General features: G+C 42.9%; 17 protein-coding genes and 2 tRNA genes. 14 read left to right on the top strand and 5 right to left on the bottom strand.

Translation table 11 applies throughout. From position 1 onward, the window contains the following. Positions 1-130: 130 nt before the first annotated feature. The 8 genes from pilW (at position 131) to AC2FA3_RS12015 (ending at position 10,964) form a co-directional block, all read left to right on the top strand. Positions 131-1,066 (top strand): type IV pilus biogenesis/stability protein PilW, encoded by a 936-nt coding sequence (gene pilW, locus AC2FA3_RS12050; protein WP_490509787.1) that lies wholly within the window; start codon positions 131-133, stop codon positions 1,064-1,066. After that, positions 1,063-1,878 carry a helix-turn-helix domain-containing protein gene (locus AC2FA3_RS12045; RefSeq protein WP_490509786.1) on the top strand — a complete coding sequence of 272 codons (816 nt, stop codon included), beginning with the start codon at positions 1,063-1,065 and terminating at the stop codon, positions 1,876-1,878. Before pilW ends, AC2FA3_RS12045 begins: the two co-directional genes overlap by 4 nt. A 169-nt stretch (positions 1,879-2,047) precedes the next feature. Continuing rightward, a complete protein-coding gene (gene ispG / locus AC2FA3_RS12040) occupies positions 2,048-3,163 on the top strand; it encodes a flavodoxin-dependent (E)-4-hydroxy-3-methylbut-2-enyl-diphosphate synthase (protein ID WP_490509785.1) in 1,116 nt (371 codons plus the stop codon). Between the two features lie 94 nt (positions 3,164-3,257). Beyond that, positions 3,258-4,547: a histidine--tRNA ligase gene (hisS, locus tag AC2FA3_RS12035; protein ID WP_490509783.1), complete on the top strand. Its 1,290-nt coding sequence runs from the start codon at positions 3,258-3,260 to the stop codon at positions 4,545-4,547. 77 nt (positions 4,548-4,624) lie between these two features. Beyond that, a complete protein-coding gene (locus AC2FA3_RS12030) occupies positions 4,625-5,413 on the top strand; it encodes a YfgM family protein (RefSeq protein WP_490509782.1) in 789 nt (262 codons plus the stop codon). Between the two features lie 277 nt (positions 5,414-5,690). Next, the gene (bamB, locus tag AC2FA3_RS12025) at positions 5,691-6,899 is read left to right on the top strand and encodes an outer membrane protein assembly factor BamB (protein WP_490509781.1); all 1,209 of its coding nucleotides are present in this window, start codon (positions 5,691-5,693) and stop codon (positions 6,897-6,899) included. A gap of 420 nt (positions 6,900-7,319) precedes the next feature. Next, a complete protein-coding gene (der, locus tag AC2FA3_RS12020; RefSeq protein ID WP_490509780.1) occupies positions 7,320-8,762 on the top strand; it encodes a ribosome biogenesis GTPase Der in 1,443 nt (480 codons plus the stop codon). A gap of 240 nt (positions 8,763-9,002) precedes the next feature. After that, positions 9,003-10,964 (top strand): sensor histidine kinase, encoded by a 1,962-nt coding sequence (locus AC2FA3_RS12015; RefSeq protein WP_490509778.1) that lies wholly within the window; start codon positions 9,003-9,005, stop codon positions 10,962-10,964. A 144-nt stretch (positions 10,965-11,108) separates the two neighbouring features. On the opposite strand, the gene AC2FA3_RS12010 is transcribed toward AC2FA3_RS12015, so the two are convergent. Together AC2FA3_RS12010 and AC2FA3_RS12005 are read right to left on the bottom strand one after the other, a co-directional pair. Continuing rightward, complete coding sequence (locus AC2FA3_RS12010; protein WP_490509777.1) at positions 11,109-12,275, bottom strand: D-alanyl-D-alanine carboxypeptidase family protein; 1,167 nt, start codon at positions 12,273-12,275, stop codon at positions 11,109-11,111. A gap of 644 nt (positions 12,276-12,919) precedes the next feature. Beyond that, complete coding sequence (locus AC2FA3_RS12005) at positions 12,920-13,357, bottom strand: MCR_0457 family protein (RefSeq protein ID WP_201609597.1); 438 nt, start codon at positions 13,355-13,357, stop codon at positions 12,920-12,922. A 601-nt stretch (positions 13,358-13,958) separates the two neighbouring features. Between AC2FA3_RS12005 and tnpB the strand changes: the two genes are divergently transcribed. From tnpB to AC2FA3_RS11985, 4 genes are all read left to right on the top strand, one after another. Next, on the top strand, positions 13,959-15,110 hold the full coding sequence (tnpB, locus tag AC2FA3_RS12000; RefSeq protein WP_490509776.1) for an IS200/IS605 family element RNA-guided endonuclease TnpB: 1,152 nt from the start codon (positions 13,959-13,961) through the stop codon (positions 15,108-15,110). 76 nt (positions 15,111-15,186) lie between these two features. Further along, positions 15,187-16,023 (top strand): 5'/3'-nucleotidase SurE, encoded by an 837-nt coding sequence (surE, locus tag AC2FA3_RS11995; protein ID WP_490509775.1) that lies wholly within the window; start codon positions 15,187-15,189, stop codon positions 16,021-16,023. A gap of 172 nt (positions 16,024-16,195) precedes the next feature. After that, positions 16,196-17,002, top strand: a complete 807-nt coding sequence (locus AC2FA3_RS11990) for a peptidoglycan DD-metalloendopeptidase family protein (protein ID WP_490509774.1) — start codon at positions 16,196-16,198, stop codon at positions 17,000-17,002. Positions 17,003-17,161: 159 nt separating this feature from the next. Further along, the gene (locus tag AC2FA3_RS11985) at positions 17,162-18,460 is read left to right on the top strand and encodes a lytic murein transglycosylase (protein ID WP_490509773.1); all 1,299 of its coding nucleotides are present in this window, start codon (positions 17,162-17,164) and stop codon (positions 18,458-18,460) included. A 155-nt stretch (positions 18,461-18,615) separates the two neighbouring features. Here the strand turns inward: AC2FA3_RS11985 and AC2FA3_RS11980 are convergent, their stop codons facing one another. Further along, complete coding sequence (locus AC2FA3_RS11980; protein WP_490509772.1) at positions 18,616-19,095, bottom strand: hemerythrin domain-containing protein; 480 nt, start codon at positions 19,093-19,095, stop codon at positions 18,616-18,618. 60 nt (positions 19,096-19,155) lie between these two features. Between AC2FA3_RS11980 and AC2FA3_RS11975 the strand changes: the two genes are divergently transcribed. After that, positions 19,156-19,593: a CopD family protein gene (locus AC2FA3_RS11975; RefSeq protein ID WP_201625100.1), complete on the top strand. Its 438-nt coding sequence runs from the start codon at positions 19,156-19,158 to the stop codon at positions 19,591-19,593. 141 nt (positions 19,594-19,734) lie between these two features. On the opposite strand, the gene AC2FA3_RS11970 is transcribed toward AC2FA3_RS11975, so the two are convergent. Then, positions 19,735-19,811: transfer RNA gene (locus tag AC2FA3_RS11970), tRNA-Asp, on the bottom strand. A 64-nt stretch (positions 19,812-19,875) separates the two neighbouring features. After that, positions 19,876-19,951, bottom strand: a tRNA-Val gene (locus tag AC2FA3_RS11965). A gap of 400 nt (positions 19,952-20,351) precedes the next feature. On the opposite strand from AC2FA3_RS11965, the gene AC2FA3_RS11960 reads away from it, so the two are divergent. Further along, a complete protein-coding gene (locus AC2FA3_RS11960) occupies positions 20,352-22,004 on the top strand; it encodes a cardiolipin synthase (protein WP_490509771.1) in 1,653 nt (550 codons plus the stop codon). Position 22,005: the final 1 nt, after the last annotated feature.

Below are 22,005 nucleotides of genomic sequence, written 5' to 3'. Positions count from 1 at the left end.
TGAGAAAGTCGCCTAAGAGCTTATGCTTTTAGAATTCCCCATTTGAGTTTGTCGAAAGTGGTGGGAGTATGTCAATAAACTGATGCCTCGAAGATCGAACGCATTGAACCTCAGTTTTATGATGGCGGCTATGATGACTTTTAAAAATCTTTGTCAGTTCAAATATCAAATCTTGTTTGCTAAAGCGGCGCAGCAATCCTGCGTCAATATTGCCCAAAAGCGTGGCTCAAAATACATTTTGTTAGCCAGTGCGTTAAGCGTCTTGCTACTTAGTGGTTGTCAAAGTACGCCGACCAATGATTTATTAGGCAGTGCGCCTTATCAAGGCTCGACGAGACCGAATGACAATCGCAATTTGGATCAGCAAGAAATTGCTCGCGTTCGCACCTCACTTGCTGCACAATATATCCGCGAAAATCAACTTGATGCTGCACAGCGTCAACTTGAAAAAGCCTTTGCTGCCGATAGCCGTTACGCGCCGGCCTATGATATGATGGGCGTTTTGTTGCAGCAAGAGGGCAGTCGCCTCAATCTTGAAAAAGCCGATCAGTATTTTAAAAAAGCCATTACGTTGGATAAAGATTTTGATCAAGCCCACAATAATTATGGTGTTTATCTGTCACAGATGAAGCGCTACAAAGATGCGGCGGCGCAGTTTGAGATTGCAGGAGCGTCGCTTGGCTACGAGGGTCGTATTGGGGCGTTAGAGAATTTAGGGCGTACCTACCTTCAGCTGAATGATCATCCGGCTGCTGCCAAAGCATTTTTGCGCGCCTTAGATGGCAATCGCAATAGCTTGATTGCGCACTTTGAGCTAGTCGATTTATTACTAGAGCAGCAGCGTGTGCAGCAAGCACAAAGGCTTTATGATGAAACCTTGCTATTGGTAAAAGGGCAGAGCATCAGCCCGCGTTTACTATTACAAGGCATCAAGCTTGCGGCGGCACAAAACAACATAGCAACGCGCCAGCAATTGGCACAGCAGCTTTTATCGGCTTATCCACTAAGTGATGAAGCAAAACAACTTAAGACTTGGCTTAACAATCCAGAGGCACCATGGAAATGACCACCCCATCATCAAACACTCAATCTAACGCTCAGGGATCATTTGGTGCCATGTTGCAGCAAGCCCGCAAAAACAAGCAATTAAGCTTGGAGGACGCGGCCGCCGAGTTATTTATTTTAAAACGACATCTGCAAGCGCTAGAAAATGAAAACTTCTCGGAGATGCCGCAAGCAGCATTTGCGCGTGGTTTTGCGATTAACTACGCCAAGTTTTTGGGTCTAGATCCGGTAAAAATAGCGAGTAGTTTCGATGCTGCTTATCCAACTGAGCTAAAGTCACGCTCGAGCAATAATATTGAGTCGCCACTGCGTCCGATGGGTACCTTGCAGCGCGATACTCATAACCGTATCCGTTTTAATCCGCTGCTTATTATCGCAGTTATTGGGGTCATTATTTTAGCGATTTTCTTATTTCGTATGGTCACTAATGCCAGTAAAGAAAATAATGAGCAGCCAGCAAATACCAGCGAAGATATCTCAGCCATAGAGCAAGCGCAGGGTGCCGCGATTAACAGCGATACTAATGGCGTCAGTGCTTCTGGTTCGGCGCTTAATTTGGGCGGCGAAAGTACGGCAGCGGCCACGCTAGACGTCAAACTGACCGATGCTGCTGTTGTGGTTATTACCGATGCCTCAGGTAGCAACCTAATGAATGGTTCGCAGACAGCTGGTGATTATAAATTATCAGGTATGCCACCATTTAATGTACAGATTGATAATGTTAAAAATGTCAGCTTGATGCTTAATCAAGAAGCAGTTGCTTTAGACAGTTATGCCACAGGTACGCAAGCCAGTTTTGAGCTAGCGCCTTAATATCAGATGGCTTGTCATTAAATTGAATGTTGTTTAAATGACGGCTACCTTAAAGCAGTTATTGTTAATAACATAAAAATTGTTAACGTTATAAAGATTGTTAGCGTTAAAAAGTGATGTTTGTTTCCGATTTTTTCGTTCCAATTTGTTCCAATGAAAGGGTTTACCTATGTCAACGTCAGCGCCTATTAACCGTCGTCTTACTAAAAAAATATATGTCGGTGATGTCGCGATTGGTGGTGATGCACCGATTAGCGTGCAAAGTATGACCAATACCAATACGTGTGATGTGGCAGCGACCGTTGCCCAAATCGAGCGCTGCGTTGAAGCAGGAGCAGATTTGATGCGCGTATCGACGCCGACGATGGATACGGTAAGAGCGTTTGGTGAAATTCGTAAGTTGGTTAGCGTCCCTCTAATAGCCGATGTGCATTTCGATCACAAAATTGCTTTAGCCGTTGCTGAAGCTGGTGCCGATTGCCTGCGTATCAACCCTGGTAATATCGGTAGCGATGCCAAAGTACGTGAAGTGGTCGCTTGTGCCAAGCATTACAATATTCCTATCCGTATTGGCGTCAATGCAGGCTCATTGGAAAAAGATATTCAGCGTAAATATACCGAGCCAACCGGCGCGGCGATGCTCGAATCGGCTATGCGTCATATCGATATATTAGAGCGCTTGAACTTTGATCAATATAAAGTGTCGGTTAAAGCCAGTAATGTATTTTTAACCTTGGATGCTTATCGTCTGATTTCTGCTCAGATTGATAATCCGCTACATTTAGGTGTCACCGAAGCAGGTGTTTATCGTACGGGCGCGGTGAAATCCGCGATTGCCTTAGGCGGTCTATTATTAGACGGCATAGGCGATACCATTCGTATCTCCTTAGCTGCAGAGCCAGAAGAAGAGATTAAAATCGGCTTTGATATTTTAAAATCGCTAAATATTCGCTCAAATGGTGTCAACTTTATCGCTTGCCCAAGCTGCTCGCGCCAAGAGTTTGATGTGATTAGAGTGATGACGGCGTTAGAATCACGTTTAGAAGATATCCGTGAACCAATGAACTTGTCAGTAATTGGCTGTAAAGTAAATGGTCCCGGTGAAGCGAAAGAGGCAGACATTGGTATTGTCGGCGCGGCACCAAAATCACTGGTTTACCGTATGGGCGAAAAGAGCCATTTGATTGATACCAATAATTTGGTCGATGAAATTGAAAGTATGGTACGTGCGCATGCTGAAGACTTGGCGAAAAAACGTGAGAATGAAATCATTCGTGTAAAGTAAGGCGCTGAGCTATTAAAAGCTTATTTATAGGCGTCACGACAAGAATAATTAGTAATAAAGTACTTTGTTAAAAATTTAAGGATGCGACCGTACCATGATTAAAGCTATCAAAGGGTTTAATGATATTTTGCCTGAACAGTCTGCAAAATGGCTACACTTAGAGTCGATATTGGCTGATGTGTTGGGTAGATACGGTTATGAGCATATTCGCCTGCCTATCGTTGAGCAAACTGATTTGTTTGCGCGTGCTATCGGCGGCGCAACCGATATCGTCGAAAAAGAGATGTATAGCTTTACTGATAAGTCTGAGCCACCAACGCCATTGGCATTGCGTCCAGAAGGTACAGCAGGGGCAGTACGCGCGGTGATTGAGCACAATCTTTTACGTGGTGATACGCCTAAGCTTTGGTATATCGGTCCGATGTTTCGCTATGAGCGTCCGCAAAAAGGTCGCTACCGTCAGTTTCATCAATTGGGTGTAGAAAGCTTTGGTAGTGCACTACCGGATGCCGATGCAGAGCTGATTGCCATGACTCATCTGATGTGGCAGGAACTGGGTCTAAAAGACGAGATGCGCTTAGAGCTTAATAGTTTGGGTGAGATTGATGAGCGTCATGCTTATCGTGAAGCACTGGTTGCTTATCTGACTGACAAACAAGATCAGCTAGATGAGGACAGCAAACGCCGTTTAACGACCAATCCGTTGCGTATTTTAGACAGTAAAGAGGCGAGTATTCAAGCGCTATTGGCATATGCGCCAAAGCTTGCTGAGTTTTTGGGTGCCGAAAGTAAAGCGCATTTTGAGCAAGTACAAGCGTATTTAACCGCACTTGGTATTGAGTTTGAGATTAACCCGCACTTAGTACGCGGTCTTGATTACTATAATAAAACCGTTTTTGAGTGGGTAACTGATAAGCTTGGCAGCCAAGCGACCGTCTGTGCTGGTGGTCGTTATGATGGTTTGATTGGGCAATTAAAATCTATCGGGACTGATGATACTAAATCAGTGAAGTCTGAGCCAGCCGTTGGTTTTGCGATGGGGCTTGAGCGTTTATTGTTGCTTATCGAAGCCGTGGCACCGATTGCAGAGTTGCCGGCTTGCGACGTTTTTGTGGTTGCTCATCCTGAAGTTTATAGTGCGGGTATCAATTATGCGCAAGCGCTGCGTTATAGCCGTCCTGACTTACGCATAAAAATGGCAAGTGCAACCAGCTTAAAAGCTCAAATGAAAAAAGCGGATAAGTCAGGCGCTGCATTGACAGTGATTATTGCCCAGCAAGAGCTCGATGATAATACCATCAGTATTAAAGATATGCAGACGGGTGAGCAAAAAACGGTTGCGGCAGATTGGCTGTCAAATAAAGAAAACTTCATTCGTCAGTAAAAGAAAATATTGTTCGCCAGTAATCGATTATGACTTTAGCTTTGGCAATTTAATAACACTTTATCAGGTAAAAATATATGGCTCTGACACCCAATTCGTCAAATCCCGACAATTCAATGCAAGCGTTAAAGCAATATGGCAGCTATATTGTCACCGCGATTTTATTGGCGTTGGCCGCCTATTTCGGTTGGACGTATTGGCAAAATAACCATGCGCGCGTCGATACGGTTGCCGCCGACCATTATGCCGATATTCAGCGTTTGAATGAAGAAGTCAGCCTAGCGTCGCAAAACCCAGATTTAGAAGCAGAGGCGCAAGCGTCACTCGCTGAAAGCCGTAAACAGTTAGATAAAGATATTGATGCTTTAGTAAGTACGCATGGTAACTCCGTCTATGCATGGCAAGCCCTAATGATTAAAGCGCGTCAGCAAGTGGATAACGATGACTTTAAAGGTGCTGGTAAGACTTTTAAAAAGGCATTAGCAATCGATTTGGGTGATGCAGGTCTACAAGCAATTACTCGTCTACGCTATGCGAAAACGCTATTGGCGGCTGGTGATGCCGACGCTGCCTTAGCTGAAGCCAATAACGATATGCCAAGCTCGTTTGAAGCAAGTCAGCAAGAACTATTGGGTGATATTTATTTGGCGCAAGATAATAAAGACGCGGCGGTTAAATCTTACAATAATGCTTGGGAATTGTTACGTAACCGTCAAGAAACACGTGCAGTATTGGCATTAAAGATGGAAAGTCTTGGTGTGGTAGCTGAGCCTATTGAACCGCAAGCGGGTCTTATCCAAGAATCTACTGCGCCTGCACAGCCCGTATTAGCTGAAGAGCAAAATACGGTAGTTACTGCTGAGTAGTAGATGTCAAAAACAGATATTAAAAATATTTTGAATAACAGTCGCTGGCACTAAATATGAGCGCCAACGTTTTAATAAGTGGCTTAACAAAGATTGCAATACCTTAAATCGTTCTACAAACTGTTTTAAAAAACGGTATTAAAAACTAAGTAGCGCAGTGAGTCAGGACGGTAGTATTAATAATAAGTGCTTATTATGTGCTGATTATTATTGTTAACCTTTTACTTGCTGAGAGCTAATTCATTAATGATTAATTTATTGGTAGTGAGAACCCGTAATGACTCAAGCTATTCGCTCAAACAGAACTATAAATGCTAAGACCATCAAAACGACGGCCATGCATGTCGCCGTCATCGCCGTGATGGCAACCGCAGTGGTTGGGTGTAATCGAGGTATCAAGCCAGTCGTCAATGATCCTGTAAAATTGGTGCAAATTGCGCAGCCAATTAGTGTATTGCAGCCGGTTTTTAGTACTGATGTTGGTAGCAAAAAATCCAGTAGTAAAGATCCGCTTGACCTGCAAGTGGGCTATGCCAACTCGCAAATCGTAACTGCATCGCGCGGCGGTGATTTAACGGGTTTTGATAGTGCCGGTCAACGTGCATGGTCAGTGAATGTTGGCGACCAAATTACTGGCGGCGTGACCTTAGATGCCTTGAGCCAAACTGCTATTATCAGTACCCGCGGCGGCCTTGTGATGGCATTTGATAGTGCGACTGGTGCTAAACGTTGGCAGCAGCAATTAACCGGTTCAGTGTTAACACCGGCTTTAATCAGCAATAACCGGGTGATTTTATCGGCTAACGATGGTTTCTTGCATGGTTTATCGTTACAGAATGGTCAGTCGGTTTGGCAATTCGCTACCCAAGTACCAGCTATCAGCGTCCGCGGTACGGCAGCACCAACATTACTAGATGCTAAAACAGCATTATTGGCCACGGCTGACGGTCGTTTACATGCCATCACTGTTGATAATGGCTTACCGCAGTGGTCACGCCGTGTTGGCGTCGGTGCGGGCAGTAGTGAAGTGGAGCGTATGAGCGATGTTGACGGTATGCCTATCGTCGATAAAAACCAATTGTTTGCCATCAGCTATAGCGGTCAGTTGCTAGGTATTAACTTAGCCTCTCGTGAAGTGCTGTTCGTCAATGAGCTTGCCAGTTTAAAATCACTGGCGGTGAACAATCAGCAAGTCATTGCAACGAGCTTAGATGGCAAAGTGGTTGCCTATAATCGCAGCAATGGCGAAGTGTTGTGGGAAAGCGAAGAGTTGGCTTATCGTCACCTAACCAATCCTGTAATGATTGGCAATTATATTGCCGTCGGTGATTTTGATGGTGTGGTGCATTTATTTGACCCTGCTAGCGGCAAAATCGTCAGCCGTGTACAGACCAAAGGCGCATTGAGTAGTTTGCAAGTACAAGCTAGCCGCTTACTAACCCAAAGTACCTCAGGGCAAGTTGCTATTTGGCAATTGGCGCGCTAAATTTTTATGGGCTTAGGCTTATTCAATTGTATTGATTAAACAAGCCTGCTTATAATGACATGAGTACTAGTTATATCAATACAAAACGCTGCTTAGTCAGCGTTTCGTGCATTGTGTAAATTGCTTGTTTAAGCGGTCGCTTTCGCGTACTCTATGCGACCGCTATGTATTAGGCGTTATTGCTGCGTTATTCATATATAATAGCGCTATCTATATAGTCGATCCATTTTAGAATTTATATTTGTAGCAAGTGGCTATTCATATATTGATATTATTTCCAATTAACTATATTCGCTATTATCTGATTTCTATCGCTTTATTTCTATTATTTATTTAAATTCGCGGTCAAGTGCAGCTATTCATCTTTATGATAAGAGTCAGCGACCTGTCCGCCATTGTGCCCTTCACTGAGAGTAACCCATGAGTATCAAGCCTGTGGTCGCCTTAATTGGTCGTCCAAACGTCGGTAAATCAACCTTATTTAACCAGTTCACTAAAAGTCGGCAGGCATTGGTTGCTGATTTGTCAGGGCTGACTCGTGACCGTCAATACGGTGATGCAACTTATGAAGACAAGTCTTTCATCGTTGTAGACACCGGTGGTATTGGTGAAGCGGATGATGGTAGTGGCAATATTGATGATTATATGTCGGAGCAGTCGCATACTGCCATTCACGAAGCTGATATTATCGTTTTTGTGGTTGACGCCCGTGCCGGTATGATTGGTGCCGATGCTGAGATTGGCAAGTTTTTGCATACACTTGGTAAGCCTGTTTATGTCGTCGCTAATAAAGTGGATGGCGCGCACGATGCCGCGCCTGCAGAGTTTTATGCACTAGGCTTGGGCGAGCCGTATCCGATGGCAGCCAGTCATGGGCGCGGTGTTGGTAACTTGCTAGAAGTCCTGACCGCTGATATGCCAACGCAAGAAAACGTCGTCGAGCCAAAAGGCTTAAAACTGGCGATTATCGGTCGTCCAAACGTTGGTAAATCAACGCTGGTCAACCGCCTATTGGGTGAAGACCGTGTGGTGGTATTTGATATGCCGGGTACCACGCGTGACAGTATTTATATTCCTTATACGCGCGAGGGTAGAGACTACGTTTTGATTGATACCGCCGGTGTGCGTCGCCGTGGCAGAATCGATGAAAAGGTAGAGAAATTCTCAGTTATTAAAACCTTGCAAGCAATCGATGATTCTAACGTCACGGTCATTGTGATTGATGCCCAAGAAGGTATCGTCGACCAAGATTTACATATGATTGGTTATGCGCTTGATGCTGGTCGTGCCTTGGTAGTCGCCATCAATAAATGGGATGGTCTCACTGCAGATCAAAAGAACTATATCAAGATTGAGATGGATCGCCGTTTCAACTTTATCTCTTATGTAAAAGTTCACCAAATCTCAGCATTACATGGTACCGGAGTAGGTAATTTATATCCTTCTATCTTGCGTGCTTATCAGTCGTCGATGTTTGAGGTTTCAACCAACCGTTTGACGCAGATTTTACAAGACGCCGTTACTGCCAACCCGCCACCAACGGTTGCTGGTCGCCGTATCAAACTACGTTTTGCGCATATTGGTGGTCATAACCCACCAGTGATTGTCATTCATGGTAACCAAACCTCTTCGCTACCAAAAAGCTATCAGCGCTATCTTGAAAACCAATTCCGTCAAGTATTTAAGCTTGAGGGTACGCCGCTAAATGTTATCTTTAAACAAAATGATAATCCATACGCCAATAAAAGCGACACACCAACCAAAGCAAAAGCGCAGCAGCTACGCCAACGTGAACGCAATCGTGCGCAGAAATTTACCACCAAAGATAAGCCGAGATTTACCAATAAAGATAAAAAGCGTTAATTTTACGAGATAGTGACCGTCTTTATATTTTTTAGCAAATAAAGACCATTTTATTTTATCTTTACTATTTTTCTATCCTTGCTTTTCTGTAATATAATTTGCCATGATGACTATACGAGTTGTCATGGCATTTTTTAATTTAACACATTCTTAAGTTACATTAAAATGTCGCACTGCGCTTATTACCCCTATAATATGCTTATACTATAATGACATGTTGTCTTAACTCAGTTGAGTGATATGAACAGCCGCCCAACAAAAACCCTTACCATGCTTATTTGGCAGTCTATCATGCAGACCATGATTTTGGCTGTATTGGCAGGTTTTCTATTGTCTTTTGTTTATGGTTTGGTGCAACATTATAAAGAAGTGCGTCAGCATACTCAGCAATTGGCGAACTTACTAACCATTAGTGCGGCGAGCGCAGATGGCGACGAAGTAGTCGCTGAGCAAGTACGCTTTTTGTTAGAAAATGAGCAGAATATTGAAAGTATTTTGTTTTATTCAACCTCGCAGCCTATTGTCGATAGAAATTTATCTACAGATGATTGGATGAATGCGCTATTTGCTAATACCGTTAGTTTTAATTATCCAGTCATTGGATATTATACTAATGGCAATAGCACGCTATCTATGGCTAGTGATAATGCCAAATTTAAAACCAACACCAACCAGCAGACAGCTAGCGCTCTGCCAGATGTTACGCTTCAAGAAACCCCGCCAAGTGAGTTAAGTACGGATGATACTTTAGTAGGCTATATAAATATCACCTTAGATGTGACGGCGCTGCGTGCAAACTGGCTGCAACGCAATCTATGGTTATGGGTGATGACGACAGTATTAGCGATTATTTGGGCGTTGTTTATTTTGCGCAAATTGAATTGGCCGTCCAAAGATATTGCGGTGCTGAATGAAGTCTGTGACATTGTTATTAAAAACCCTGAGCTTGAGCAGTTACCAGCGATTCCGCAGCGCTTTAAGTTTCAAGAGTTGGTGCAAATTAAACAGGCGTTTACGATTTTATTCAATCGTTTGCAACAATCAAAACAAGATTATGAAGCACTCGCGGTTTTCGAGCAGCAATTGCATCAAAAAGATGTATCGCTCGATTTGCAGCTGCATAACTTTCAAAGCATGATTACCCATGAGTTAAAAACCTCGCTTAATGCCATCGTTGGCGGCTTACAGTTGCTAGATGATGAACACGTTAATGATGAACAAAAAGATGCGATCGATATTATTCGCAATGGTAGTGATAAATTAGTTTTAGCTTTGAATCAAATCATTCAGCTTAACCAGATTCAAAAAGGGCAGATTAGCCTACAAAAAAATGCGTTTAATCCACTACAATTAATTGCTGACCTGTTGGCAGAATTTGAACCTATTGCCAGTCAAAAAGCTTTGGCACTGGTTAGCCATATCCATCATATTGATTATAGCCTTGAAGGTGATGCCGAAAAAATCCAGCAAATATTATCGATACTGCTGAGCAATGCGATTAAGTTTACCCCAGTTGGGCAGGTGAGCCTTACTTCGCAATTGACCCATTTCGATCATAGTAATCGCTGGCAGATTCGGATAAAAGATACAGGTATCGGCATTGATAGCAGCTTTATAGAAGATATCTTTAATCCATTTTTTCAAGTAGATTCATCACAAACTCGCCAGTATGAAGGGACAGGTATTGGTTTGCCTGTCGTTAAGCAAATGGCGCAGTTAATGGGCGCTAGTATTGATGTTGATAGTACGCTTGGCGTAGGGACGGAGTTTATTGTTACCATTCCGCTGTCCACTCAACGCCAATCACGCCAGCAGCATCTGCTTGCGGGGCTGGTTATCATCTATTACTACTACCAAGATAGTGGCGCTTTGGTAGATGAATTGCAGCGTTTGGGCGCACACGTCATCTGCTATCAACATGAACAGCTGATTATTGATGAGATGACGCATAGAAAAGTTGATATGGTCATGTTTGCTGAAGATATATTCCCAGACAAGGCTGAAGCATTAGCAAGACGTATACGTGCCTCTGAGACCGACTATCGGGCTTTATTGGTATTCTGGTATCCACAGCAGCGAGCCCGATATTTAGACAGCTTTGAGCATGGATTAAAAGCAGCTGGGGTGGATTACTGTCAAGTAGCGACCTATGAAGATAAAGCGCTCAGCAATTTATTAAAGAGCTGGCTTGCTTGGTCTTAATGATGGCGGTAGGTACGAACATAGTGATAAGAATAGACAAATAAAAAAGACGCCTTTTGATGGGCGTCTTTTTTTATACTAAAATTGCTAATAACTGCTATGTAATGACAAATAATTCTTGAAGTAAATTATTGAATCAATTACTTAAAATAAGTTTTGTGCCCAGCGTGTAAAACGTTGCCAGATACGGCTCATAAAGCCTGATTGTTCGATATCGCTCGTGGCTACGATAGGCACAGAGGCAACCGCTTTACCATCAATAACGGCCATCATTTTGCCAATTTCTTGACCTTTTTTGATAGGCGCTTCTAAGCTTTCAGGAATATCAACCACGGTGGTGATTTTATTTTTTTGCGTTTTATCGGTCAGGATTTGTAAGCTATCACCAGTTGCAAGCTCTACTTCTTTCACTTCACCAAACCATACGGGTACTTTACTAACAAACTGCCCAGCAGGTGCTTTAGTGACGGTAGTAAAATGACCAAAACCCCAGTTGAGTAACTCACGTGATTGATCGGCACGGGCTTGCTGGCTTTCTGTACCCATGATCACAGAAATCAGGCGCATATCTTCGCGCTTACTTGAGGCTGCTAGGCAATAGCCTGCTGCATCAGTATGACCCGTTTTTAAGCCATCAACAGTAGGGTCAGTCGCTAACAGAGCGTTACGGTTACCTTGGGTAATACCGTTATAAGTGAACTCTTTTTCCGAATAAAGACCATAATAATCGCCACTGTTTTTGATAATGGCGCGTGACAGCTTCGCTAAATCTAACGCTGATGCTTGGTGACCTTCGTCTGGCATACCGGTAGAGTTAACAAAATGGGTGTTTTTCATCCCAAGCTTTTCAGCCTGCTCATTCATCAAGATAGCAAATGAGGCTTCGCTACCCGCGATATGCTCAGCCATCGCCTTTGAGGCATCGTTGCCTGATTGAATGATGATACCGCGTAGCATATCGATGACACTGGCGGTTTTATTGACCGGCACATACATACAAGACTGACTGCTACTGCCGCGGCACCATGCACTTGGGCTCATCAAAACTTGTTCGTCTTCTTTGAGGTCACCTGATGCTAAGCGCTGCTCGATGATATAACTGGTCATCATCTTGGTCAAAGACGCTGGTGGTAGTGCTTGATTGGCATTTTTCTGTGCCAATATTTCACCAGTATTATAGTCCATTAATACATAAGCCGTATTTTCCATCACAGGTGGCTGTATGGCTGCGCTCGCCATCACTGCACTCATAGAAACACTGACACCAACTACCAGCTGTACTAGCTGTTTTTTTACACGCTTTACTGTCATAGATTGTTACACCGCATCATAAAACCAAATGTATCTACCGCTCATTTCTCGTACTAAATCTCATGGCTAATCTGTCGTAACATATTTTAAAGCTGACTCTAAAACTAAGATTTAAAACAGATTTTTCATAAGAATTGCGATAACCAAGCGATGGACATAAAATTAACGCCTTATCTTAGCAAAATGCCGACCGATGGGGAATCGATAAATATAATAAAATAGAGCGAGCCGAAAAACAATAAATCGTTATGATAAAACATCGCTATATAGCAGGCTAAAAGAGCGCTTAAGCACATTTTATATTTCGATAAATGAATACTTTTTTAACTGCCACAAAAAAGCCTGCTGTCCCATCTACGCTAAGCAGACAAGATGACAGCAAGCTTCATGTTTTTTATAAGCCTAATGTTTAAGCTTATAGTTTATTAATTGGTTAGTTTTGTTCATCATTCTAAAAACAACAGCTTAAACATGATACTAGCAGTAATTTTATTTTGATTATTATAGATGACTAATATTGTTCACGTTATAGACTGCTGATTTTTACTTATACCAATACTTTTCAAAAGTACTTTTTAAGAGGGCTATTTGAGAGGTTTTTCGACCATAGCCTTTAAAATAAACATAGCCTTTAAAATTAACTTTTAAGAGTATTCAGCATTGGCCAAATCTTCACATAGAGCTTTGTTATCTTGTTTTGAGAAGCCCATGGTCCAACTGCGAATACCTTGCAATATCTGGCGATAATCTTGCTGAGTAGATAAATATTGAATCGCCGCTTTCGGGTCTTCTAACGATGGCATCAATTCATGAAGCTGGACGTTATAAGATTTATAAAAGCGCTGTTTTTGTTTGCCAGTTAACATCGGTGGACATATCTCTGACAGCACTTGCATTACCGCAATCTCATGCTTAGTGATGTTGACACCAGATAAATCCAGCGGAATCGTCGTTGCCGAATTAGAGGCGGCATTGGTCGCTTGAGACAGCATAGCAACAGACGTTATCAGTCCTGCCAGACCTACTTTTGAGGCGGTCTTCGCTATCACAGAAGCTATAGATAATATCGATTGATTATTCATTCAGTATCACACTCGCTTGTCTTTGTTTGATGGTGCTATGTTAATGGGTAAAAAAATAAAAGTCACATAAAATATTGATTTAAGTGTAGATATATTGTGAGCTAAACCACGTTTACAGAAACATAGCAGTATTATAGAGTGCTAAGTTACCTCAGCATAAAAGTATAAGCTGATAATGTTGTACCTTGTTGCCTACTGTAACCTCACCCCAGTATTTTTACGCTAAAAATTGCTCATCATCGGTGACAAAAAGCTGCTAATAGAACTGACTGTCCAGCAAATAAGAGCGAAGCACTGGGTTCGTTTCTGTCTAGTATTAGGGTATAATCGCCCAAAATATTATGTGGCCTAGCGGTGATTTTTGTGCCGATAACTGGTCCTAAGGGTTTTATCTGTGCTTTTAATCTGCAATACGGCGCTAATTTTTCACCCTTAATATTAAAGTGTGGCTACTGCTTATCTTGTACTTATAGCAATTGCATCTTTAACATTTCAGCGCAGAATTCCCCTACTTCTAAAGTAGTGGGACGAATGCGTTATTGGTAACTATTATTATTGATTGTTGTATAATAATTATACCACTTATTAACAACAAGCATATATGCCAAAGCAAATCCTAAAAGCCTATAAAGTCAGGCTGTATCCGAACGAGGATCAGCAAATATTCTTTGCCAAGTCGTTCGGCTGCAGCCGCTTTATCTGGAACAAGATGCTTAGCGATAAGATTGATTATTACAAAGAGAATAAAGCTGAACTAAAAAACACTCCTGCTCAATATAAAAAAGAATTTGAATGGCTAAAAGAGGTTGATAGCTTAGCACTGGCTAACGTGCAACAAAACCTAAGAACTGCTTACAGTAAGTTCTTCAAAGGCTCAGGCTTCCCCAAATTCAAGAAAAAAGGGATTAAGGACAGCTACACCACCAACAATCAAAAAGGCACAGTGGCGATTACAAACAATACCGTCAAAGTGCCTAAGATTGGTCATATTCCCGCTAAATTTCCGAATAAGATAAACGGCTTAATTAAGAGTGCTACTATCACTCGTACCCCATCAGGCAGATACTATGTCAGCTTATTGGTTGAAACTATTGCCACGCCACTACTAAAAACACATTCTAACATCGGTATTGATTTAGGATTGACAGACTTTATGGTCTTATCGGACGGTACAAAAGTTGCTAACCCTAAGTTTCTAGCGAAGTTGCAAGACAAACTTGCGCGAGAACAAAAAATATTAGCCAAACGCAGAGCAGTTGCCAAAGCGCAGCAACGCAAGCTGTCAGAGAGCCGTAACTATCAAAAGCAAAGAGTTAAAGTCGCTAAATTTTACGAGCGCATAACCAATGCCCGCACTGACTTTCTACACAAACTCTCATTCAATCTTGTCAAAAACCACGACTTTATTGCGATTGAGGATTTGAACGTCAAAGGCATGGTTAAGAACCATAAGCTTGCTAAAGCCATATCAGACAGTTCATGGTCAACATTCACCACCATGCTTAGCTATAAAAGCGAGTGGTATGGTAAGCAGCTCGTTAAGGTAGATCGGTGGTTCCCATCGTCTAAGACTTGCTCAGGCTGCAATCATGTTCTTAGTAAAGGCGAATTAACCTTAAAAATGCGGGAGTGGCAGTGCCCAAACTGCCAGCAAAACAATAATCGGGACATTAACGCTAGTATCAATATCTTAAATCAAGGATTGATGCTGGCTAAACAATCTAAAACCGTCGGTGCGACGGAGTTAGCTTAGTCAATTTGCCTAACCGCTGATACAGAATACCGTATCAAGTATGGGTATTACCTAAGAAACCCCTACCTCTAAGGTAGTGGGTAGTTCATTAAGTAATGACGATGGGGTGCATGCTTCAGGGTTATTGGCACTTTATCAGGCATTATCCAATATCGCAGAAGTGGTGGTGGTTGCGCTAAGCAATGAGCAAAGCGGCTGCGCAAGCTCTCTAAGTATCTCAACGCCGTTATATACCCATGAGCTAGAGTCTGGCTTTATTGCAGTTAATGGCTCACCGGCTGATTGTGTGTATTTGGCGTTACATGAACTCTATCGTCATACCGATTTTGACTGTGTGATTACCGGTATTAATTCAGGCGCCAATCTCGGTCAGGACGTTTTATTTTCTGGCACCTTTGGCGCGGCATTAACTGCGCAGCTTTTTGGCTTACCAGCAATTGCTACCTCTTTAGTGGGCGGTGGAACAAAAGGCACAGGTCAAGCACAAGCCAGTCATTATCGAATGGCGGCAAATGAAATTGTCAAATTATTGACGGAAACTCCGATATTAGATGCTTGCAAAAATTTGCCCTATCATGTATTAAACGTTAATATTCCTGATGTTGATAGCAACGCTGCGATTAAAGGTCGAAAAATAACAGCGTTAAGTCACAGTCAGATTGCACGTCCTGTGCATCATGTGGTCGACCCACGTGGCCGAGATGCTTATTGGTTATCGCTACGCAAACGTCAACGTACATTATCAAGTGGGCTATCAAGTGAACTATCAACAGAAAATCAAAACGCTCAATCATCGGCAATAGAAATGATGGATGACCAAGCGGTGGGAGCAGGGTATATTAGTCTATCGCCTGTGCGTCTGCATCATACGCCAACCGAAACCCTTGATACACTCTCGGCGTTGGTGCTGTAACTTGATTGGTTCATCCATAGTGATATTTGTCAGTGCTTAAAATCGCTAATAAACCCTTTATTATCCAATGATTAATCATGGTATCTAAGACATTAAATGTTATAACCGTTAGCAAAATGCTTGTGAGTAACACAAGGAGTTTGTGAGCAACATAAAGAATAGGAAATCTTGTATGAAGAAGCTTATTGCTGGATCGCGTTTGGCAACAGTGGCCTTGATGGGTACGTTGACAGTAGCCACATTGACGATGGTCGGCTGTGCTACCAAGCCTACTTATCAAGCAGGTAGCCAAGCTGGACCTAAAATTATTACTAACGGACAAGGTGTTCCCAATTATCATCGTGTACAGCGCGGTGATACGGTCAGCCAAATCGCGGCGCGCTATCGTTTGAACTATCGCCAAATCGGCGCACTAAATGGCTTAGATAGTAAATATACGATTTATAGCGGTCAATGGCTCAAATTATGGCAAGGCGAGCCAGTACGCGCCGCCAATAACAACAGCTATAACGCCTCTACACCGACACAACCGCAGCCAACCTATACGCCGCCTGTGAGCAATACGCCTAATTATTCTCAAAATCCTGTTTATGAAGTGACGGCTAACGCCACCTCAGGTTATGAATATCCGAGTCGCAACCAAGTGATCCGCAACTTTGATGCCGCTGCTGGTAACATGGGCATGTTGTTTGCTGGCAGCATGGGCGATCCGGTGCTTGCTAGCCAATCGGGAACCGTGCTTTATTCAGGTAATGGCCTGCCAGAGTATGGCAACCTGATTATGATTCGTCATAGCGATAACTACATTACTGCCTACGCGCATAACAGTGCTTTGCTGGTCAAAGAAGGTGAGGCGGTGCAGCGCGGTCAGCGTATTGCAAATATGGGTAGTAGCGGTCAGACCAATCAAGTAGGCTTGGAGTTCCAAGTACGCTTAAATGGCAATCCTATCGACCCGCGTGCGGTACTGGGTCGTTAAAAAAGGCTCATTAAAAAAAGACAGTAAAAAGACAGTAATAAAGGCGTTAAAAAGGACGTTAATTCTGTGGCAGCTTTTATAATAATTTAGCTATGTTAATTAGTATTATTAAAGCTGCGCCTATCAAGCTACTTTGCTTATTCATACTTGAGATATCTTATGTTATTAAAAAAACAATATATGGCTTTGTTTCCCGCCTTAGTCATGGTTGGCTGTACCAGCCAGCAGGCGATGCAAAAGCCTAGTACACCTGTACGCCAAGGCAATGTACAAATTACTCAGACCCAAACCATCCAGGTGAAGCCAGTACCAGTCGTTAAACCCATACCTGTTGCCAAGCCAAGCTATAACAGTTTTTCTGATTGGAAATCTGATTTTTCAATGCGTGCGCTTGCCTCGGGTCATGATGCCTCGACGGTGCGTCGTTTACTTGATACGGCATATTTAAACCAACAAGTTATCTCTCTTGATTCAGGACAGCCAGAATTTTCTAAGATGCCTTGGGAATATGTGGATTCTGCCGTATCAGATGGCCGCGTTAGCACAGGTAAGCGTAAATTTGCCGAGCAACGGGCGTTTTTATCGCAACTAGAATCGCAGTATGGCGTCAATGCAGAAATCATCGCCGCAATTTGGGGTATGGAGTCATCATACGGTGTGGTAACTGGCAATAGCAGTATTCCAAGCTCGCTTGCCAGCCTTGCTTATGATGGTCGTCGCCAAGAGTTTGCTGAAACTCAGCTATTGTCATTAGCGACGCTATTACAGCGCGGTGATGTCTCTTGGTCACAGCTCGATGGTTCTTGGGCAGGTGGTATGGGTCAGACGCAATTTATCCCCGATACGTGGCTCAAGCACGGGGTCGATGGCGATGGTAATGGTCACCGTAACCCATGGTCGACGGGTGATGCTTTGGCGTCTACTGCTAATTACATGAGTAATTCAGGTTGGGTGCGTGGTCTTGCACCGTTTTATGAAGCAACTATTCCATCATCATTTGATTATTCGCTGGTCGGTACCAAGCAGCCTGCGGCTAGATGGGCGTCTATGGGTGTTGATACCATCGCTGATGTGTCCTTGGATGGTAATACTCAAATGGAGCTGTGGCTGCCAGCGGGTAAAGACGGTCCAGTCTTGCTGCTTAGCCCAAACTTTGATGTTATCAAGGTGTATAACAACTCATCAAGCTATGCGTTAGGTGTGAGCTTATTGGGTAAAGCGCTTGCAGGGCAGAGCGGATTACAGAAGTCATGGCCGCGCTACGAGCGTCCATTATCGACGGCGCAAGTCCGTAATTTACAGCAGCGTTTGACCAGCTCAGGTTATGATACCAAAGGTGCTGATGGTATCGTCGGTACCAATACTCGATTGGCATTCCAACGCTGGCAAACAGATAATGGTCAAGCGCCAGATGGCTTTATCACTCAGCGTAGTGCGTCTTCATTGGCAGGATGGTGAGACAGATTCAAGTCGCTGTTTTTAGATAATCGCTATTTTCAACGATGGTTCTTGGAATGATTATTTGAAATCGAGCAAATACTTTTATTGTACCCCATAAGTTAATATAGCTTATGGGGTACTTTTATATATACAGTACTTAGATAATATTCACTCTAGCGACTCTCATCAGGGCGCTTAATACTATCAGGGCTGGCTTCATAAACAGCATCTAATTCTGCTTCCGTCAGATATTTTTCTACCGCAGGGTATAACTCTCGCTCTTCAAATCGAATATGGTCGTATAATAGGCTGCCAAGCTCATGAACTTGTGCCACTGTGACATCTTTAGTGCCAGATTTTTGTGATTGCTCGACCGTATTCATCAGTTGATGTAATTGCTTATGCTGTCCATCAAGGGTTTCGAGTACTGACGCCACATCCGGTTGAGTAGCGCGGTACGGCTCTAAGGCATTAGCGATTAAGTTGTCTTCAATTTCGAAGTGATACTGCATGTCGTTAATATAGGAGGTAAGATTGTGCCAATGTTTAGCAATTTCTTCGGGTTCATCCAAGCTTTCTTTCGCATGGCGAGACAGATTAAGCCCAAGATGATGCTGGCGTGACAGTGGTTGCAACTGATTGGTACGTTTCATAATTAAATACCTTAATGTTTCAAACGGTCATGATTGATTAATTATTTGGAGTGATGTTTTATGTTCAACTATCTACTAATCCTGCACCTACTTGGCGCAGCAATTTGGACAGGTGGTCATTTAATACTAGCATTAGTGGTGCTGCCAAAAGTGCTATCTTCACGTAATTTAGACGCATTGTTACAATTTGAGGGACAGTTTGAAAAAATCGGTATGCCAGCATTGGCCATTCAAATCATTACTGGTCTATGGATGGCACATAGGATATTACCCAATGTGGGTATGTGGTTTGCCTTTGATAATGACATTAGCGTATTGATTGGCATGAAGCTGATATTATTATTACTGACGGCTATGGTCGCTATGCATGCACGTTTTTGGGTAATACCACGCTTATCTGCCAACAACTTGAATGGGTTTGCCATTAATATTATTTTGGTGACGCTATTTTCAGTGGCATTTGTCGTGGTTGGTACGTTGTTTCGTACGGGATTTTAGTGAAAAAATTTTTTTAGATAAAATGATAAGTAGCAGTTAATAGCTGATAAAAATCAACAAGCACAAAAAAACCTCAAGTAAACGAATACTTGAGGTTGAAACTTTGTACTTAATAATATAATTAAAACTAAGTTTTAAATATGGCGCAGCGGACGGGACTCGAACCCGCGACCCCCGGCGTGACAGGCCGGTATTCTAACCAACTGAACTACCGCTGCTGAGGTCGTTTTAGTTTATTTAGCCACTTAGCTTACTACTTAAGAGTAACGCTATACTAAATAGTGGTGGGTGATGACGGATTCGAACCGCCGACATTCTGCGTGTAAGGCAGACGCTCTACCAACTGAGCTAATCACCCTGAGAACCGTTTTTAGGTTCTTGATGGAAGTCTCTTAAAAAAGAATTCCTGAAAGTTTTAACATTCAAAGTTGTCACCCTTTGAATAACTTCCAACAGAAGAGAACTAACTAAAGCCTCGCTCTGTGGGTGTGTATTATATACATTTACACATGGCTGTCAAATATTATTTCATGTATTTTACAAATACTGGTTAATAGTCTGCATTTACAGTCAAATTAAGCAGTAAGTAGGGTAATTATTGGACGATGTAGCCGCTACATAGTTGGCTATTGCGTGCTAGCTAAAAACTACTATACTGATAATGCTTTTTGCATCTAGCTAACTAACAAAGCGTCTACTTAATAAGACAGTGGGCTAATAACTAATAAACAGATGAATGATTTGAGTGATATAGGTTCATGGAGGCGAGCATAGATAATTTTAATATAGACGCCCTTTTTATTGAAGACTATTTTACGACATGGTCGTTAGGAGACTTTGCTGGATTGGGTTTGGTATTGCACGTGATTTTGATGATAGTCATGACCCTGCGTATCGTCTCGGTGCAGCGTAATATCGGGGTGTCGATTGCCTGGGTTGCCGTGCTCTATACTTTACCTGTGGTTGGCTTTATCGCTTACATCTTATTGGGTGAGCCGATGATCGGGCGACGCTATCGTGCGCGCATGAATCAGGCGCGGCTACTGATGAATGATATGGCTAAGCGTGAGCAAATGGTTTTTGATGAAGGACAAGAGCTGCTGCCTGATGATTATCGCGGGGTCAGTAAAATAGGCACGCGCTGGACAGGGTTTGGGGTATTTCCCGACCATCAAATGCAATTGTTGACCACACCGAGTGCTATCTTTGGTCGGTTAATAGAAGATATTAATACCGCCCAGCGCATTATCCTGATGGAGTTTTATATTATTTATCCAAAAGGTCAGATACTCGAAGTCATGGACGCGTTGATGGCAGCGGTGCAGCGCGGTGTAGAGTGTCATATTTTGGCAGATAGTGTGGGGAGTTTTAGCTTTTTTAATAGCAAACAGCATCGTATGTTAGAAGAAGCTGGGGTTTTTGTGCATCAGTCGCTGCCGGTGGGTTTATTTAAGACTCTATTTAAGCGCTCAGATTTGCGTAATCACCGTAAAATCATCGTCATTGACGAACATATAGGTTATATCGGTAGCTTTAACTTGGTTGACCCAAAGTTTTTTAAACAAAACAAAAATGTCGGTCAATGGATTGATGTGGCAATACGCAGCACCAGCCAAGAGCCGATGAATATTGCCACGGCGATGGCGAAAGTGGTGGTCACCGATATTGGGGCGGAAAATAAAGACAATCTAGATGCACTCAATCACCGCGTGAATACCTACACCCGTAAACTCTATGTCATGCATCCGACCATCAATGATATCAATAGCCGCGTCAAAGTGCTAGATGAGCTTAGCGACACTGATGAATCACCCGAGATTGGCTCGACATCGATTGTGATACCACGTATGCCAGTCGTCGAGGATGTGCTGGCACAGCTGATACCTTCAGCACCGCAAGTGACGGCGCATGTGATTTATAATACGTTGGTGACGGTGATACATCGCGCCAATAAACGCATTCGCATTACCACGCCGTATTTTGTTCCCGATGAAGCCTTATCAGGGGCGCTGACTACGGCGGCCAAACGCGGGGTTGAGGTAACAATTATTGTGCCCGAAAAGGTAGATTCATTTTTGGTGCAGCATGCCTCGCAAGCGTACTATCAAGAGCTGCTTGAGGCAGGAGTGACCATTGCTTTGTTTAAAGGCGGACTGCTGCATGCTAAAACGGTGGTCATTGACGATGATTATTGTTTGTTTGGTACGGTAAATATTGACATGCGCAGTTTTTATTTAAATATGGAGGTCAGCTTAGCGATTTATACGCCAGAGATGGTCGCTCAGGTTGCTGACTGTCAAGAAGTCTACTTACAAAGCTGTCGTTTTTTAAGTTTAGAAGAGTGGCAAGAGCGTCACGGGGCAGAGCGCCTATTTGATAATGTGGTGCGCTTATTTAGTCCTTTATTGTAGC

This window comes from Janibacter sp. CoH_79_TC_3 (genome assembly GCF_058197955.1).
This window is presented reverse-complemented; position numbering and strand designations above follow the sequence as displayed.

Excerpts from the sequence above, each read along its gene's own strand:
- AC2FA3_RS12005 (WP_201609597.1), bottom strand. The coding sequence starts at position 13,357 with ATGAATAATCAATCGATATTATCTATAGCTTCTGTGATAGCGAAGACC.
- AC2FA3_RS12045 (WP_490509786.1), top strand. The coding sequence starts at position 1,063 with ATGACCACCCCATCATCAAACACTCAATCTAACGCTCAGGGATCATTT.
- hisS (WP_490509783.1), top strand. The coding sequence starts at position 3,258 with ATGATTAAAGCTATCAAAGGGTTTAATGATATTTTGCCTGAACAGTCT.
- pilW (WP_490509787.1), top strand. The coding sequence starts at position 131 with ATGATGACTTTTAAAAATCTTTGTCAGTTCAAATATCAAATCTTGTTT.
- AC2FA3_RS11985 (WP_490509773.1), top strand. The coding sequence starts at position 17,162 with ATGTTATTAAAAAAACAATATATGGCTTTGTTTCCCGCCTTAGTCATG.
- AC2FA3_RS12010 (WP_490509777.1), bottom strand. The coding sequence starts at position 12,275 with ATGACAGTAAAGCGTGTAAAAAAACAGCTAGTACAGCTGGTAGTTGGT.
- AC2FA3_RS12015 (WP_490509778.1), top strand. The coding sequence starts at position 9,003 with ATGAACAGCCGCCCAACAAAAACCCTTACCATGCTTATTTGGCAGTCT.
- AC2FA3_RS11990 (WP_490509774.1), top strand. The coding sequence starts at position 16,196 with ATGAAGAAGCTTATTGCTGGATCGCGTTTGGCAACAGTGGCCTTGATG.
- AC2FA3_RS11975 (WP_201625100.1), top strand. The coding sequence starts at position 19,156 with ATGTTCAACTATCTACTAATCCTGCACCTACTTGGCGCAGCAATTTGG.
- AC2FA3_RS11980 (WP_490509772.1), bottom strand. The coding sequence starts at position 19,095 with ATGAAACGTACCAATCAGTTGCAACCACTGTCACGCCAGCATCATCTT.
- tnpB (WP_490509776.1), top strand. The coding sequence starts at position 13,959 with ATGCCAAAGCAAATCCTAAAAGCCTATAAAGTCAGGCTGTATCCGAAC.
- ispG (WP_490509785.1), top strand. The coding sequence starts at position 2,048 with ATGTCAACGTCAGCGCCTATTAACCGTCGTCTTACTAAAAAAATATAT.
- AC2FA3_RS12030 (WP_490509782.1), top strand. The coding sequence starts at position 4,625 with ATGGCTCTGACACCCAATTCGTCAAATCCCGACAATTCAATGCAAGCG.
- der (WP_490509780.1), top strand. The coding sequence starts at position 7,320 with ATGAGTATCAAGCCTGTGGTCGCCTTAATTGGTCGTCCAAACGTCGGT.
- AC2FA3_RS11960 (WP_490509771.1), top strand. The coding sequence starts at position 20,352 with ATGGAGGCGAGCATAGATAATTTTAATATAGACGCCCTTTTTATTGAA.
- bamB (WP_490509781.1), top strand. The coding sequence starts at position 5,691 with ATGACTCAAGCTATTCGCTCAAACAGAACTATAAATGCTAAGACCATC.